7 protein-coding genes are annotated in these 17,080 nt (G+C 68.4%); 6 read left to right on the top strand and 1 reads right to left on the bottom strand.

Annotated features, from left to right (window positions below):
- Positions 1–558 precede the first annotated feature (558 nt).
- The 4 genes from B1790_RS15870 to B1790_RS15855 all read left to right on the top strand — a co-directional run bounded on the left by B1790_RS15870 (position 559) and on the right by B1790_RS15855 (position 12,263).
- Positions 559–6,756, top strand: a complete 6,198-nt coding sequence (locus B1790_RS15870) for an Ig-like domain-containing protein (RefSeq protein ID WP_142271332.1) — start codon at positions 559–561, stop codon at positions 6,754–6,756.
- Positions 6,757–6,939: 183 nt separating this feature from the next.
- On the top strand, positions 6,940–7,968 hold the full coding sequence (locus B1790_RS15865) for a diiron oxygenase (RefSeq protein WP_079924244.1): 1,029 nt from the start codon (positions 6,940–6,942) through the stop codon (positions 7,966–7,968).
- A 6-nt stretch (positions 7,969–7,974) separates the two neighbouring features.
- Positions 7,975–9,636: an FAD-dependent oxidoreductase gene (locus B1790_RS15860; RefSeq protein ID WP_079924243.1), complete on the top strand. Its 1,662-nt coding sequence runs from the start codon at positions 7,975–7,977 to the stop codon at positions 9,634–9,636.
- Positions 9,637–9,698: 62 nt separating this feature from the next.
- Positions 9,699–12,263 (top strand): family 1 glycosylhydrolase, encoded by a 2,565-nt coding sequence (locus tag B1790_RS15855; protein WP_079924241.1) that lies wholly within the window; start codon positions 9,699–9,701, stop codon positions 12,261–12,263.
- On the opposite strand, the gene B1790_RS15850 is transcribed toward B1790_RS15855, so the two are convergent.
- Complete coding sequence (locus tag B1790_RS15850) at positions 12,260–12,724, bottom strand: VOC family protein (protein WP_079924239.1); 465 nt, start codon at positions 12,722–12,724, stop codon at positions 12,260–12,262. The two genes, B1790_RS15855 and B1790_RS15850, sit on opposite strands and share 4 nt — an antisense overlap.
- 149 nt (positions 12,725–12,873) lie before the next feature.
- Between B1790_RS15850 and B1790_RS15845 the strand changes: the two genes are divergently transcribed.
- A complete protein-coding gene (locus tag B1790_RS15845) occupies positions 12,874–15,546 on the top strand; it encodes a LuxR family transcriptional regulator (RefSeq protein WP_233165150.1) in 2,673 nt (890 codons plus the stop codon).
- Between the two features lie 45 nt (positions 15,547–15,591).
- Positions 15,592–16,971, top strand: coding sequence for a cytochrome P450 (locus B1790_RS15840; RefSeq protein WP_079924411.1), 1,380 nt, complete (start codon positions 15,592–15,594; stop codon positions 16,969–16,971).
- The last annotated feature ends 109 nt before the right edge of the window (positions 16,972–17,080 follow it).

The raw sequence follows: 17,080 nt of genomic DNA, 5'->3' as shown, positions 1-17,080 counted from the left end.
ACGCCGCCTGTTCCCCGGGATTGGCGGCGTGGCACGGCGAGTGGCAGGTACCTCGCGACGCCGGCTGTCAAAATACTTTTTGAATGATTTAGCTGTGCGGTGACTTGCTGGCTTCGGCGAGTTAAGACCGTGATGCAGTCTGTACACGTCCGTTCGGCACGTTCGGCGAGGTGCATTTCTAGCAAACAATTGACATCCAATGTAAGAATCGCTCAAGCGGTGCAGGAAAAGCGGATCCGTGCGCATAAGTGCAGTTCAGATGCGATAAGTGCCCCCGCGGGCCAGTGCCCCCGGGTTGCAAAGCGTTCGCAGGGGCGCGCACAGTGAACTTATTCAAACTCTTGCCGCCTCTGGTTTAGTCGTGCTACGTTTCCGCCCGGCAGGTCGCATAGCAAATTCCTGGGGTTCGCTAAGTTCCAGTTCGTCCCTCTTTGAGAATTTGCCAGTGAACATTGGGCCCAGAGGATGTCGGTGCCCAGCCGAGTCGGTGATGGCTGCATTGCGGACCTTCGGCGTGCCCACATCCATTCCACAAAACTTCAACGGGGGAACTTCACGATGTCCGGACGTCACGCCTACCAACAGCACTCACCCATGCACCGGCGCCACAGCGGCACCGGTCTGGACATGGAGTCCTACGCGCGCTGGTTGCGCGTTGGAGCAGTCGCCTTCACCCTCGGAGCAGCGAGTTTGGCGACCGGCCCCTGCATCGCGTACGCAGACGCGACGTCTGCGCACGCGGACGGGGCCGAATCGGGTAGCGCTTCGACCGGTGGGTCGACTGCCGACACCACCAAGTCCGACACCACCAAGTCCGACACCACCAAGTCCGACACATCACCGTCGAATAGCCAGGCATCCGGCGCAGCGACCGCCGCCGAGACGGGCTCCGACAAGACTGACGCCGGCTCGACCAAGACGGACACGACGGGTGGCGGAAGTTCCCCCACTACCACCGTCAGCGCCCAGAGCACCCACGGTTCGAGCAGCGACACCGCGGTCACCGGCGCGGACACGGATCTGACTCCAGCCGATCCGGCGGGCGGTTCGTCCGCCGGGGACTCCTCCGAACCCGCCACGCCATCCACCGAACCCGCATCGACGACGGAGCCGACCCCGACCGTCACCACACCGGTCAACCACGGCAGTGACCCCGCCGTCGTGCACACCCCGTCAGTTTCTTCGGCGCCCCAGGCTGCGGGTGGGCCGAGCACGGTCACGCACGAACCCGCGGCAGTAGTGACGGCAGCCGTCGCCACCTCGTCGACGCAGGTCGCCAGGGTCACATCCCAGGCTCAGTCCGCGACCGCACCCACCGCTCTGGTCGCAGCGTCCGCCCCCACCGCCGTCGCCACCGCTCAGCGGCAGGCGGCCCAGGTGTCGGCGCAGAGCATCGTCGTCGACCTGTTGCACTGGTTCGGGCTCGGCTCGCTGGCAGGCAACGTCGTGCTGCCGACCGATCCGATTCCGGCGCCCATCGAGTCGCTGTGGCTGTTCGTGAGGCAGGTGCAGTACACGTTCAACAATCAGCGTCCCACTGCCGCACCCACTGTCGCGGCGGCAGGAGCCAACGGCACCATTACCGGCAGTCTCAACGCGGTCGACTACGACGACGCCACCCTGTCCTACGCGGTGACAGCCGGCCCCGCGCACGGCACCGTCGTGGTCGACGGCAATGGCAACTTCGTCTACACCCCGAACGTCGGCACCGTCGCCACGGCGGACACCTTCACAGTCACCGTCGGAGACCACGTCGCCGGCGACCCCTGCCACTACCACGGTCTGCTCGGCGGCCTCGGTGTGATCGGGCCGCGCCAGGTGATGGTCACCGTCTCGCCGACCGGGGCGACCCTGCCGACGGCGGGCCGGCAGTCGCCGGACGTCAACCTCAGCACCATCGTCGCCGACGTGCTGCACTGGGTCGGGCTGGGTCAGTTCGCCGACGGGTTCGCCGTTGCGCCGCTAGGCGTGCCCGAACCATTCGCATCCACCTGGCAATTCGTCCGCGACGTCCAGTACGTCCTCAACAACCAGCGGGCCAACGTCAAGCCAACCATCATCGGGCAGGCTGCCGACGGCACCATCACCGGTTCGCTCAACGCCGTCGACTACGACGACGCCAGCCTGATCTACACGATCAAGGCCGCCCCCGGCCACGGCACGGTGACCGTCGACGCGAACGGCAACTTCACCTACAAGCCGAATGCTCTTACGGCGGCCGCCGGTGGTCTCGACGGCTTCACCGTCTCCATCGGCGACACCACCGGCACACCCGCTCACGTCGCCGGACTCCTTGGCCTGCTTGGCATTCTGGGCCCGCGCACCGCATCGGTGTCGTTCCGGGTCAACGCGGTCGGTCCCCGCGCAAACGGCAGCGGGTACAGCACCAGCGGACCTGACCCGCTGACGGGTGCGGTCGGCGGCAACATCTCGGCCACCACACCGGGCAACGGCACCTTGACCTACTCGACCGGCGGCACCTCGGGCGCCCCGACGCGCGGTACCGTCACCGTCGACTCGACCACCGGCGCCTTCACGTACACGCCGACGGCGCAGGCCCGGCACGACGCGGCTGCCGACGGCGCCACCGCGGCGGTCAAGTCGGACTCCTTCTCCATCACAGTCTCCGATGCCTACGGCGGCACGCTGAGCGTCCCGGTTCTCGTGACCATCACGCCGGCCAACGCGGCCCCGACGGTCGGGGCTCCCGGCGCCGCCGTCACGAACACGGGGACCGGTTCGGTCAGCAGTTCGGTCAACGTCGTCGACTCCGATGGTGACTCGATGGTCTTCGGCACCTCCGGCACCACCATCAAGGGCGGCACGGTCACCATCGACCGGACCACCGGCGCCTACGTCTACACCCCGTCGGCGCAGGCGCGGCATGACGCGGCCGCCGACGGTGCCCCCGCGTCGGATCGGACCGATTCGTTCGACATCACCGTCTCCGACGGTCACGGCGGCACCATCACCGTCCCGGTCAGCGTCGCCATCAGCAGTGCCAACTCCGCGCCTCAGGGTGGTGTTCCGACCATGACCAGCGTCGACACCGGCACCGGCGTCGTCGGCGGCACCCTCGCCGGCGGCAGTGACGCCGACGGTGACACGCCTCGGTACAGCGCGCCGACCACCACGGTGAAGGGCGGCACGGTCACCATCGATCCGGTGACCGGTGCGTACACCTACACCCCGTCGGCGCAGGCGCGGCATGACGCGGCGGCCAACGGCGCCACCGCCGCCGACCAGTCCGATTCGTTCGACATCACCGTCAGCGACGGTCACGGCGGCACTACCGTCGTGCCCGTAAGCGTCACCGTCGTTCCGCACAACACCGCGCCGACGGCCGGTGCCAGCGTGACCGGACAGAACTCCAGCACCGGCGTCACCACCGGCACGGTCGCCGTGCACGATGGCGACGGTGACACCGCGGTCTACGGCGGCTCGGGCACGACAGCCAAGGGCGGCACCGTGGTGGTCGACCCGATTACGGGCGCATTCACGTACACGCCTTCGACGCAGGCACGCCACGACGCGGCCGCGACGGGTGCGACGGCCGCCGACCGCACCGACTCGTTCACCGTCACGGTGAGCGACGGTCACGGCGGTACCGTCTCCGCGCTGGTGGTCGTCACCGTCGCGCCGGCCAACTCGGCCCCGACCGGGGGTTCGGCGACGGTGACCAACGTCAACCCGGGCACGGGTGTCATCGGCGGCTCCATCGTCGGTGGTCATGACGCCGACGGCGACACCGCGGTCTACAGCGGGCCGGCCACCTCGACCAAGGGTGGCACCGTCACCGTCGACCCGACCACGGGCGCTTACACCTACACCCCAACCGCAGCGATTCGGCATGCCGCCTCCGCAGACGGAGCGTCGGTCGCCGACCGTACCGACACCTTCGACATCACCGTCAGCGACGGTCACGGTGGCACCAACACGGTGCCCGTCACGGTCACGGTGATCGCCGCCAACGCGGCCCCCGTCGCCGGTGCAATCGTCACCGGGTTGAACCAGGGCAGCGGGGTGGCCACCGGAGTCATCAGCGGCCATGACGCCGATGGCGACACGACGGTATTCAGTGCCCCGGTCACGTCGGTCAAGGGTGGCACCGTCACGGTCGACCCGCTCACCGGTGCCTTCACCTACACCCCGTCGGCGCAGACCCGGCACGACGCCGCGTCCACCGGTGCGACCGGTTCCGATCTGGTCGACTCGTTCACGGTCACGGTCAGCGACGGGCATGGCGGCACCGCGGCGGTCCTGGTGGTCGTCGGGGTCACACCCACCAACGGCGCCCCGACCTCGGGTTCGGCAACCGTCGGAGCGCCCAGCGGTCCGCACGGCACGGTCACCGGCACCGTGTCGATCGTCGATCCGGACGGCGACGCACCGGTCTTCACCTCACCGGTCACGACGCCCAAGGGCGGCACGGTGGTGATCGATCCCGCCACCGGCGCCTACACCTACACCCCGACGGCGCAGGCCCGGCACGACGCCGCAGCCGCTGGCGCGACCACCGCCGACAAGACCGACAGCTTCACCCTCGTGATCGGCGACGGACACGGTGGCACCGTCAACGTCCCCGTCACGGTGGCCGTCGACCCGGCCAACGCCGCGCCGACCGCGAGCGTCAACGTCGGATCGCCCGCACTCGGGGGCACCGTTACCGGGGCGGTCGTGGTTACCGACGCCGACGGTGACCACGCGGTGATCACCGGGCCGGTGACGACCACCAAGGGCGGCAGCGTCGTCGTCGACCCGATCACCGGGACGTTCACCTACACTCCGACGGCAGCCACCCGGCATGCCGCCGCCGCGGACGGCGCGACGGCCGCCGATCAGACCGACACCTTCGCGGTTACCGTCGACGACGGCCATGGTGGCACCATCGTGGTGCCGGTGAGCGTCGCCGTCACTGCGCAGAACGCCGCACCGACGGTCACCTCGACCGTTGGGAATCCGTTGGGCGCCAACGGTTCCGTGTCGGGTGCGGTCACCGCGGTCGACCCCGACGGCGACACCCTGGTGCTCACCGGGCCGGTGACCACCGTCAAGGGCGGAACCGTGTCGTTCGATCCGGCCACCGGCACGTTCACCTACACGCCGACGGCCACGGCGCGCCACGATGCAGCCGCTGACACCGCCACGGCGTCCGACCGGCTCGATACGTTCAACATCAGGATCGACGACGGCCACGGCAGCACGACGACGGTGGCGGTCACCGTTGCGGTCGCCCCGGCCAACGCCGGACCGAGCGCTACCGCTTCGGTGGGCGCACCGAGTGGGGCGAACGGCAGTGTCGCGGGCAGCGTCTCGGCGGTCGATCCGGACGGGGACACGGTGGTGATCACCGGACCGGTGACGACCACCAAGGGTGGGACGGTCGTCGTCGACTCCTCGACCGGCACGTTCACGTATACGCCGACGGCGGCGACGCGGCACGCGGCGTCCGCGGCGGGTGCCACCGCTGCCGACAAGACCGACACCTTCACCATGTCGGTGGCCGACGGGCACGGCGGTACGACGACGGTGGCGGTCACCGTCACCGTCGACCCGGCGAACTCGGGTCCGACCGCCGTGGCGAACGTCACCGCTCCGACGGGCAGCAACGGTGCAGTGGCGGGAAGCATCGTGGTGACCGACGCCGACGGGGACACCCCCGTGTTCACAGCCCCGATCACGACGGCCAAGGGCGGCACGGTGTCGTTCAATGCGGCGACCGGAAACTTCGTCTACACCCCGACGGCGACGGCCCGGCACGACGCGGCCGCCACCGGTGCCCCGGCATCGGCCACGACCGATTCGTTCTCGGTCACCGTCGACGACGGACACGGCGGTTCGGTGGTCGTGCCGGTGAGCGTCGTCATCGGCCCTGACAACGTGGCACCCACCGCGACGGCGAACGTCAACACCTTCGCCAACGGTGACTTCACCCAGAGCCTGACGGGCTGGACCGTCATCGACGGGCGAGTGATCCTCGGCGGCGGTAGCACGGTCGCGGGTTGGCCCACGCCCACCGACCCGACGCGCGCACCGGATGGCGGCACCGAAGCCACCGGTGGCACCGGCACTTACAACACGTCGGTAGTCAACGGCCGGGCAACGATGGTGTCCGATCTGGGCAACGTGACCAACACCCCGACCGGTAGCGGCGGCGTGGTGCACGGACCGGTGGTGGTGTCGGACAACCCGCTGGCGATAAGTGCTGGTGCCACAGTGCAATTCGACTGGGAGGCCAGCGGCGGTTCGGATGCATTCGACGTGGTGGGCTACATCGTCGACGTGGACACCGGCCACACCGAGCTCATGTTGAATGCCACCGGGGCCAACGCCTCGACCATTCAGCCCATCACGGTGGTGAACTACGTGGTCAACACGGCGGGCAACTACAAGTTCGTCTTCGTGTCCGGAACGTGGGACGCCACGAGGGGGCGTGCGGCTGGCGCCAAGCTCAGCATCGACAACGTCAAGGTGCTCAACAACGTCAACCCCGGAGGCGTCGTCAACGGAAGCATGACCGGCAACGATGCCAATGGTGACGCGTTGACCTACGCCGCACCCGCCACCACCACCAAGGGTGCGGTCGTCATCGACCCGGTGACCGGAGTGTTCACCTACACCCCGACGGCGGCGGCGCGGGCCGCCGCCAGTGCGGCCGGGGCGTCCGCGGCGGACCAGTCGGACACGTTCGTCATCACCGTCGACGACGGCCATGGTGGCGTCACGCCGGTCACCGTGACGGTGCCCGTCGGCTGATCGCAGCAGGTACGACGGCCGGTCCGCAGGTGCGGGCCGGCCGCTCGTATGTGGGTTACATCACATGTGACGTGGATTACCCGATCAGCGCACACACAGCGAAACGCCCTGTTCAATTGATGGGACCTCCGGTACCGTCTTGGACAAGAGGATGACAAATGTAAACCTCACGGGAGGCTTCGAATGGCTGTCAAAACTGCTCGCACACGCATCATCCGCCGCTGGCGCAAGAACATGGACGTCCTCGACGACACCGCTTACGTCGACACGCTGACTACCCTTTCGGAGGGGTCCGTGCGCCGCAACTTCAACCCGTACACCGACATCGACTGGGATACGCCGGAGTTCGCCGTCACCCCGGGTGACGAGCGGTGGATCCTGCCTGCGACCGATCCGATCGGCAAGCATGCCTGGTACCGGGCGCAGCCCACGGACCGCCAGATCGAGATCGGCATGTGGCGCCAGGCCAACGTGGCCAAGGTGGGGCTGCACTTCGAGTCGATCCTCATCCGCGGACTGATGGAGTACTCGTTCTGGACGCCCAACAACTCACCGGAATACCGGTACTGCCTGCACGAGGCGGTCGAGGAGTGCAACCACACCCTGATGTTCCAGGAGATGGTGAACCGCATCGGCGCGGACGTCCCCGGCATGCCGAAGATGCTCAAGTGGGTGCAGCCCCTCATCCCGCTGGTGGCCGGACCGCTGCCGATCCCGTTCTGGTTCGGCATCCTCGCCGGCGAGGAGCCGATCGACCACACGCAGAAGAACGTGTTGCGCGAGGGCAAGGCCCTGCACCCAATCATGGAGCGCGTGATGGCCATTCACGTGGCCGAGGAGGCGCGGCACATCTCGTTCGCGCACGAGTACCTGCGCAAGCGGGTGCCCCACCTGTCGCGCACCAAGCGCTTCTTCCTCTCGCTGTACGTGCCGGTGACCATGCGCGTCCTGTGCTCGGCGATCATCGTGCCGCCGCGCGCGTTCTGGGACGAGTTCGACATCCCGCGATCGGTCCGCAAGGACATCTTCTTCAAGTCGCCTGAGTCGCGAAAGATGTTGCGCGACATGTTCGGCGACGTGCGGATGCTGTGCGAGGAAACCGGCTTGATGAACCCGTTTGCCAAGCTGATGTGGCGGATCTGCCGGATCAACGGCGGTGCCAGCCGCTACCGCAGCGAGCCGCAACGCCAGCACCTGGTGTCGGCCGCGTAGACCGACATGCCTCATGTGATCACCCAGTCGTGCTGCAGCGACGGGTCCTGTGTGTACGCCTGCCCGGTCAACTGCATCCATCCGTCGCCCGACGAGCCGGGGTTCGCGACGGCGGAGATGCTCTACATCGATCCGGTGGCATGTGTGGATTGCGGCGCGTGCGTCTCGGCGTGCCCCGTCGGCGCGATCTCGCCCGACTCCAAGCTCGACGAGAGCCAGCAGGTGTTCGTCGAACTCAACGCCGCGTTCTATCCCAAGCGCGAGGGCAAGCTACCGCCGACGTCGAAGCTGGCGCCGGTGGCCGATGCCCCCGCCGTGCACCGGCGGACGGGCGGACCGCTCACCGTCGCCGTCGTCGGTTCCGGCCCGGCCGCCATGTACGCCGCTGATGAACTGCTGACCCAGCAGGGCGTGCACGTCAACGTGTTCGAGAAGCTGCCGACGCCATACGGTTTGGTACGCGCGGGCGTGGCGCCCGATCACCAGACCACCAAGCGGGTCACCGCGTTGTTCGACCGCATCGCCGGGCTACGAGGCTTCACGTTCTACCTCAACGTCGAGGTCGGACGGCATGTGACGCTCGCCGAACTCGCCGCGCATCACCACGCCGTGCTGTACGCCGTTGGCGCGCCTACCGACCGTCGCCTCGACGTCGACGGCATGGGCCTGACGGGGACCGGTACCGCCACCGAAATCGTGGCCTGGTTCAACGGCCATCCCGAATTCAGCGATCTGCCAGTCGATCTCAGCGCCGAACGCGTCGTGGTGGTCGGCAACGGCAACGTGGCACTCGACGTGGCACGCATTCTCACCACCGATCCCGACGTGCTGGCGCGCACCGACGTCTCCGATCACGCTCTCGCCACGCTGCGTACGTCGCGGGTACAGGAGGTCGTCGTAGCCGCGCGTCGCGGACCATCGGCGTCGGCGTTCACGCTGCCGGAGCTGATCGGATTGACCAACACCCACGAGGTGGTGCTGTCCGCCGACGACCACGCCCTCGTACAGCAGGATCTGAGCACCGAGTCGGACCCCTTGACCCGCAACAAGCTCGAGGTGCTGGCCAAACTTGGCGACGCGTCGGCTCCGATCGGCCGGCCCCGTATTCGGTTGGCCTATCGGATGACCCCGCTGCGGGTGCTCGGCGACGACCACGTCGAGGGCGTCGAGTTCACCGTCACCGGAACCGACGAGGTGCGAGAGCTCGCCACAGGCATGGTGCTGACTTCGATCGGCTACCGCGGCAAGCCAATTCGCGACCTGCCCTTCGACGAAGCCGCAGCGATCGTGCCCAACGAGGGTGGACGTGTCGCCGGGACGCCCGGTGTCTACGTGGCCGGCTGGATCAAGCGTGGTCCGACGGGGTTCATCGGCACCAACAAGTCCTGTGCGGCGGAGACCGTCCACAACCTCGTCGCCGACTACAACGCGGGTCTTCTGCCCGATCCCAGTGAGCGGCGTTCGGCGCTGGACAGGTTGGTCCGCACCCGGCAACCGGCCGTCGTCGACGCGGCGGGGTGGAAGGCGATCGACGCCGCGGAGATCGCGCGCGGTGGGCCAGACCGCCCGCGCGACAAGTTCACCGCCATCCCCGACATGATCGCGGCGGCGGCAACGGCGCCGACTCCGTCGCTGGGCCAGCGGCTGCTGGCCGGATTGCGCCTGTAGCCCTACCCGACCATTTTCCCAAAAGGGTCGCGGGCGCATCGGGGCGCGCGTATGCAAAATGGATGACAGCTTCGGCATTCGTCGGTCGCGTTGGTGAGTTGGCGGTGGCGCTCGGGGTCGGCGCTGCGTTGTTCACCGGGACGGGGACGGCGTGGGCCGACGACGGCTCGGAGTCGTCGGACCCTGCACCCGCGTCCGCACCCGCAGCTGAGGCGCCGGCGGCCCCCGACACGGAGACCAAGGGCCCGGCGGCGGCGGGATCGTCGACCAGCCCGGGTCCGACGTCCACGGTGAGCGCGTCCACGGTGACCGTCACCGCAGACGAGGACTCCGAGGACGCGGCCGAGGTGGAACCCACCGACGAAACCGTGACCACGCCCAAGGCCAAGAAGGCGGCCGTTGCGACCACCAAATCCGTGTCGGTGCCCGTCAGCAAGGTCGCCGCCAACGAGGTGCGAGTGAGCGCCGAAACCGCTGACGTGCAATCGGATTCGACCGTTCCGACCCAGCGGTCCGCAGCCCCGTCCGCAGCTGCGGTGCAACGGTCACCCCAGCCCACCGTGCCGTCCCTGCGTCCGTGGCCCACCGCGTTCGATCCCGTCACGGTGGTCACCTACGTGACCGGCCTGGTGTCGAGCGTGGTCAACGCCGTCCTGAGTCCGTTCGCCGCCGGCGCACCTGCGCTGCCGTCGGATCCGACGCCGTGGGCGCTGCTGGCCTGGGTGCGCCGCGAGCTGTTCAACGAGTCGCCGAGGGTCACCGCCCGGCCGCAGACGCAGAGCCTGAACACCGACGGCGACGTCGTGGTCAGAGGCAACGTGGGAGCCGCGGACGCCGACGGTGACGCGACCACGTACACCGTCGTCGGTCGGCCACGCAACGGAGGGACCGTCACCGTTGACGCGAACGGCGACTTCACCTACCGGCCGATGAATGCGATGGCGGCCGTTGGCGGAAGCGATCAATTCACCGTCGTCGTCAGCGACGAGGCCGCCGGGTTCCACCTCCACGGACCGCTGGGACTTCTCCAGTTCGTCCCCATCCTCGGCAGCTTCGTCAAACCGAGCGCCGGGCACCGGGTCGCCAAGACCGTCACCGTCACGGTCACCCCGGTCGACGACGTCGACCTGTCGTTGCCCCCGGGCTTCCGCTGGGGCGTCGCGCACGCCGGGTTCCAAGCCGAAGGAGGGCCCGGTTCGCCGGTCGATCCCAACTCCGACTGGTACAAGTGGGTGCACGACCCGGTCAACCTATTCCTCGGCCTGACCCACGGAGTGCCAGAGAACGGCCCTGGCACCTACGTTTCCTATGACACCGACGCCGCCCTTGCACGCGACCAACTCGGCATGAACACCTTTCGGATGGGCATCGAGTGGAGTCGAATATTCCCCAATTCCACTGCGGCGGTGAATGTCTCCGACGAGAGCGGCACCGTCAGCCTGGCCGACCTGCAGGCCCTCGACCAGTTGGCCGACCAGGACGAGGTGGCGCACTACCGCGCGGTCTTCACGTCGCTGCGCGCGCACGGGCTCGAGCCGCTCGTCACGGTCAACCACTTCACGCTGCCAGCGTGGGTCAACGACCCGATCACCGCGCGGCCGTTGATCCAGCTCGGTCTGCCCGCACCGGCGGCGGGTTGGCTGACGCCGTCCACCCCGGCCGAGTTCGAGAAGTTCGCGGCGTACGTCGCCTGGAAGTACGGCGACCAGGTTGACGACTGGGCGACCCTCAACGAACCGTTCTCGCCCATCCTCACCCAGTTCCTCGCCATCCCGGGACTCGTCCCCGCGTGGCCGCCCGGAGTGATCCGGCCCGATCTCGCGTCGACGTTCCTGGTCAACGAGGCCAGGGGACACGTGGCCGCGTATGACGCAATTCATCTGTGGGACAAGTTCTCTGCGACGACCGGCAAGCCCGCGGCGTTCGTCGGATTCACCAACAACATGATCCCGGCGCGTCCCGCCAATCCGGTGAGTGCCCTCGACGTGCAGGCCGCCGACGCCTGGAACGCCTTCTACAACGGCTGGTTCCCGAACGCGGTAGTCGACGGTTGGGTCGACGCGAACTTCGACGGCGTCAAGACCGCCGACGAGGTGCACCCCGAGTTCACGGGCAAGGCCGACTGGATTGGCGTGCAGTACTACGGCTCGCAACCCATGCAGGGCTTCGGCGTCGCGCCCATTCCCGGCTTCCCGTTCCTGCGTGGACTGCCCGTGCGCTGCACGCCATCCGCGACGTGCAGTGACTTCCAGCAGCCCACCGATCCGGGCGGCTTCCGCGAGGTGCTCGAACTCGCCGCGGCCTACGGAAAACCGTTGTGGGTCACCGAGAACGGGATTGCCGACGCCGGCGACTCGAAGCGCCCGCCGTACATCGTCAACCACGTCGCGGTGGTGCAGGACATGGTTGCCCACGGCACGAACGTCCTCGGCTACACGTACTGGTCGTTCGTCGACAACCTCGAGTGGGCCGAGGGCTATGACCTCCAGTTCGGGCTGTACGGCTCCGACCCGACCACCCCCGAACTGGAGCGCACGCCGAAGCCTGCCAGCATCTCGGCCATCAGCCAGATCACGAAGGCCAACGCACTGCCCACCGCGCTCCTGGCGGCCTACCTGTTCGGCTAGGGCGCTTCCTGCTCCATGGCCGCCATCGCCGCAGTGATCTCCTCGGGGCTGAGCTCGCGGATGGGCTGGCCGAGCGACCACATGTGTCCGAACGGGTCCCGGATCACGCCGAAGCGGTCTCCCCAGAACTGATCTTCGAGCGGGGCGACGACGGTGGCGCCGGCGTCGACTGCGCGTTGGAACTTGTCGTCGACGTCGGTCACCGTGAGATGGACCGACACCGGCGTCCCGCCAAGTGCCTTGGGGGTCATGGACTTGCCGTCGGTCATCTCGGGAAAGTCGTCGTTGAGCATCACCACCGAGCCGTTGATCCGCAGGGCCGCGTTGACCAGCCTGCCGTCCGGCCCTGGTACCCGGCCGAGCTCCTCGGCGCCGAATGCGGCGACGTAGAAGTCGATGGCCGCGGCGGCGTCGTCGACGATCAGGTAGGGGGATACGGCCGGTTCTACTTCGATTGCCATGGTGGGTTCCTCTCGGGTGGTCGGCTACTTCATTGGAGTCGACTGTCCCGGCGGACAAAAATCGTCGCGAACGTCGATGTCCAGAAATTATGGCAGGGTCGGCCATTTAATATTGGCGCGCGCGTAGAATCGCAGCGGCTGGTGAGCGGGTGAACGATGCCCGCGCCGGGAAGGCGGCCGACGTGGCGGGGTGGCCGATCGTGGCGAGGGACGACGTGATTCGCCGGTGCGCCGCCGCGCTCGCCGCCGACTCCGAGCACCGCGGCGTGGTACTCGTCGGCGACTCCGGCGTCGGCAAGACGACCGTTGCGCGACAGCTGGTTCGGACGGTCGACCCCTTGGGGAAGGCCACGACGCGCTTCGTCCTTGGCACCCAGACGGGCCGGGGAACTCCACTCGGTGCGTTCTGTCGACTGCTGCCTGCCGACGTGGCGAAGGAGCCCGCGGCAATGCTCGCCGCGGCCCACCGGGCGCTGGCCGAGTATCGCGACCTGGTCCTCGTCGTCGACGACGCACACCAACTGGACCCACTCTCGGCGCTTCTGGTGCAGCAGGTCGCCGATGCCGGTACGGCGCGGCTGATCGTGACCGTCCGGCCGGATGACGACCTGCCCGACGCCGTGACGGCCTCGTGGAAGGACGGGCCGCTTCTCCGCGTCGAGCTCGGCCGTTTCACCCGTGAACAGACCGCCGACCTGATCGGCGCGGTGCTCGGCGGCGACGTCGACGACAGAACGGTCGACCGCTTGCACGACTTCGCGGGTGGTTCGCCGTTGATGCTGCGCGGCGTCGTCGCCGCGGCCCAGTCCGACGGGGCGCTGGAGCGCGCCGGTGGCGGCTGGCGACTGACGGGACCGTTGAGCGTCAGTCCCGACGTCAGGGAGCTCATCGGCTCGAGGCTCGCGACGATGGGTGGCGACGAGATCGCCGTCGTCGAAACCGTCTCCGTCGCAGATGTATTGGACCTGAGCATTCTGCGCGAACTGTTCGCATCCGAACTGATCGACCGCGTCGAGCGCCGGGGCGCGATCCAAGTCGTCGACGACGGACCGAATGTCATCGCCAGGCCCGGTCACCCGATCGTCGGCGAGGTAGCGCGGGCGCGACTCGGGTCGACCAGGACTCGCGACGTCAACGCGACCTTGGCGCGGCACCTCTCCGACTTCCTGGATCGCAATCGGACCCGCCGCGAGAGCGACGACCCGCATCATCGAATTCAGCTCGCGCAGTTCATGATCAGGGGCAGCGGGCCGCATGACCTCGACGTCGTGAACCAGGCCGCGGCCAGCGCGGTGACGATGTCCGATCTGGCACTCGGCGAGGAGCTCGCGCGCTTCGCATTCGACCACGGGGGTGGCCTCGACTCGGCCACGATCCTGGCCGAGGCCCTCAGTTGGCGGGGGCGCGGTGACGAGGCCGAAGCCGTTCTTGCGCAGTACGACCCGGATGGATCCGACCCGTTGCTGACCGCACGGTGGGGTGGGTTGCGTGCCGCCAACCTGTACTTCGGCTGCGGACGGGTCGACGACGCGCGCGAAATGCTGGCCACGGTCAGACGCCGGGTGTCGGATCTGCGGTTGTTGAACGTGGTGGTCGCGATGGAGGTGTCGTTCGCGTTCTACGGCGCGGACATGCGGTCGGCGGTCGCGCTCGGCACGTCGGCATTGGAGAGGCCGATGCTGCCGCAAGCGGTGGTGTGGGTGGGAATGGTCACCGCGGGGGCCTTGGCGATGTCGGGGCGCTTCGACGAGGTCGGGTCGGTCGCTGCGCGTGCGCTGGCCGCGGCCGATCGCTGCGAGTCGGGTCCGCAGCGCTACGTGATCGGGGTCGCGGAGGTGTTGGCCCACGTGGGGGCCGGTGACCTGGACGCCGCAGAACGAGTGGGCCGGCGCTATTCGGCCATGACGTCCGGAGTGCCCCAGGCCGAGGTGATGGTCTGCGTACTCGAGGGCCGTGTCGACCTCGCTCGAGGACGATTGTCCGTTGCGGCCGAGGTACTCCGAACGTCGTTGGGACGGGCGTGGGACTCCCTGCAAACCGGCCTGACGATGCTCGTTGCGGCGTGGCTGACCCAGGCCGAGGCGGCCCGCGGTGCCGTCGACGCGGCCCAGGTGGCACTCGCGAGGGCCGAACGGGCCGCCGGTCCACAGTTCGAGGTGTTCCGGCCCGAACTCGGGATCGCGCGCGCATGGGTGCACGCCGCACTCGGTGAGACGACGGTCGCCAGGTGGCACGCCTGTCGTGCCGCGGACCTCGCCCACGACGCAGGCATGTTCGGCACGGAGATGGCCGCATTGCACGCCGCGCTACAGTTCGGTGAGCATGCCCACGTGGCACGAATGTGTCGGCTCGCACACCACCTCGACGGCCCGATGGCATCGGCGATGGCGCGGCACGGGCGCGCCATCGTCGACCACGACGGTCCTGGCTTGGACGCGGTGACCGAGTCGTTCGCCGCGTTGGGTGCAACGGCGTTGGCGGCCGACGCCGCGGCGCACGCCGCGCAGGAGTACGCCCGCGTCGGGAACGTCGATCGGCAGGTGGATTCGGCGGCGCTGGCCCGCCGGTTGGCCGCAGCGTGCGGGCTGCGGTCACCTGCCGTCGTGGCGCTGGAACAGCCGCTGCCGATCACCGGCCGTGAGCGCGAGGTCGCCATCCTGGTCGGCAGGGGGCTGACGAGCCGAGAAATCGCCGACCTCCTCGGAGTGTCGGTCAGGACCATCGACGGCCACCTCTATCGGATCTTTCCGAAGCTGGGTGTCGAGAACCGTGAGCAGCTCGCGCGCTTGATCCGGCGCGACGCGGAGTCGAATTTGAGGTAGCCGCCTACTCTAGGTCCGGTGACCGCGGCGGTTGATGCTGATCGCATGACGAACACCATGTCGCACAGCGTGATCGGAGAGCTGCCGCTCGCGCCGCGCACTCCGCTGCCCCTGCGCGTGCAGTTGCGCGAGTTGCGAAACTTTCACACCGGTCCCGAGACGTTCCGGGATGCAGGCGGACCGGTGACCAGGATCAAGCTGGCCCCGTCGTGGATGATGCCCGAGATCGTGCTGACGACGTCGCCGCGGGGAGCGCACGACGTCCTCGGCACGTCGGACGCCATCGTCGAGCGCAACGCCATGCACCACGAGATGCGCAGCATGATCGGCGCCAACCTGTTCGACGTGACGCACGAGGAGTGGTTGCCACGGCGACGACTACTTCAGCCGCTGTTCACCAAGAAGCACGTGCGCGACTTCGGTGGTCCGATGGCGGAGGCGGCCGAAACCATCGCCGCCAGCTGGGGATCGGATGCCGAGATCGACCTCGACGTCCAGTGTCGCAAGCTCACCCTCCGGGCGTTGGGGCGCTCGGTACTGGGGCTGGACCTGGACGAACAGGCCGATCGCATCGCCAAGCCTCTGCAGGTGATGTTGGCCTACGTCGCGGATCGCGGCACTCGCCCGGTCCGGATGCCGTCCTGGATACCCACTCCCGCCCGGAGGCGGGCCAAGGCGGCGAGCGCGCAGCTGCGGGACCTGGCCTCCGACGTGCTGGTCGCGTGCAGTCAGCACGCCGACGTCGACGCCCCGCTGGTGCGCGCGTTGATCGACGCGAGGGACCCGTCGACCGGTAAGGCGCTGAGCGACGACGACATTCGCGACGAGCTCATCGTCTTCATGGGCGCTGGCCATGACACCACCGCGACGACCATGGCCTACGCGCTGTGGCAGCTTGGCAGGAACCCCGCTCAGCAAGACCGACTGCGGGCCGAGGTCGACGCCACCGGTGACCGGCGCCTGACACCCGATGACCTCTCCCGCTTGCCGTACACCGTTCAGGTTCTGCACGAGGCGTTGAGGCTGTGTCCGCCTGGGGCCATGAACGGCAGGGTGGCCATGCAGGACATCGAGGTGGACGGCTACCGCGTAGCGGCAGGATCGTTCGTCGCGGTGGGGGTCTATGCGCTGCAACGTGATCCGGCGTTGTGGGAGCGGGCGACGGAGTTCGATCCCGACCGGTTCGCACCCGAGTCGGCCAAGCAGATCGACAGGTGGCAGTACCTGCCCTTCGGTGCCGGTCCGCGGACCTGCGTCGGAGACCACTTCGCCATGCTGGAGCTGGCACTGGCCCTCGCAACGATCGTGCAGCACAGCACGATTCAATCCCTAGACCCGGACTTCCCGATGGCGACGCCCTTCACCACGGTCGCCGCGGCACCGATCAGAGCCCGCGTGACTCGCCGCCATGCCATGGCGGTCTGAACCGCTTAGAAAGGTGGTGGGCTGGGGTCGTCGTCGACGGTGGCCAGGGGTGCGGGTGTGGTGGTGCGCGCGTGGTGGTTGGCGCGCCTTTCGGCGGTGATGTCGTGGG

Source organism: Mycobacterium sp. AT1 (genome assembly GCF_002043095.1).
Lineage (GTDB): Bacteria > Actinomycetota > Actinomycetes > Mycobacteriales > Mycobacteriaceae > Mycobacterium.
Note: the sequence above shows the minus strand (reverse complement) of the source record. Positions and strands in the feature narration are given on the sequence as shown.

Coding starts and splice junctions, on each gene's coding strand:
- B1790_RS15850 (WP_079924239.1), bottom strand. CDS start 12,724: ATGGCAATCGAAGTAGAACCGGCCGTATCCCCCTACCTGATCGTCGAC.
- B1790_RS15865 (WP_079924244.1), top strand. CDS start 6,940: ATGGCTGTCAAAACTGCTCGCACACGCATCATCCGCCGCTGGCGCAAG.
- B1790_RS15860 (WP_079924243.1), top strand. CDS start 7,975: ATGCCTCATGTGATCACCCAGTCGTGCTGCAGCGACGGGTCCTGTGTG.
- B1790_RS15855 (WP_079924241.1), top strand. CDS start 9,699: ATGACAGCTTCGGCATTCGTCGGTCGCGTTGGTGAGTTGGCGGTGGCG.
- B1790_RS15840 (WP_079924411.1), top strand. CDS start 15,592: ATGACGAACACCATGTCGCACAGCGTGATCGGAGAGCTGCCGCTCGCG.
- B1790_RS15870 (WP_142271332.1), top strand. CDS start 559: ATGTCCGGACGTCACGCCTACCAACAGCACTCACCCATGCACCGGCGC.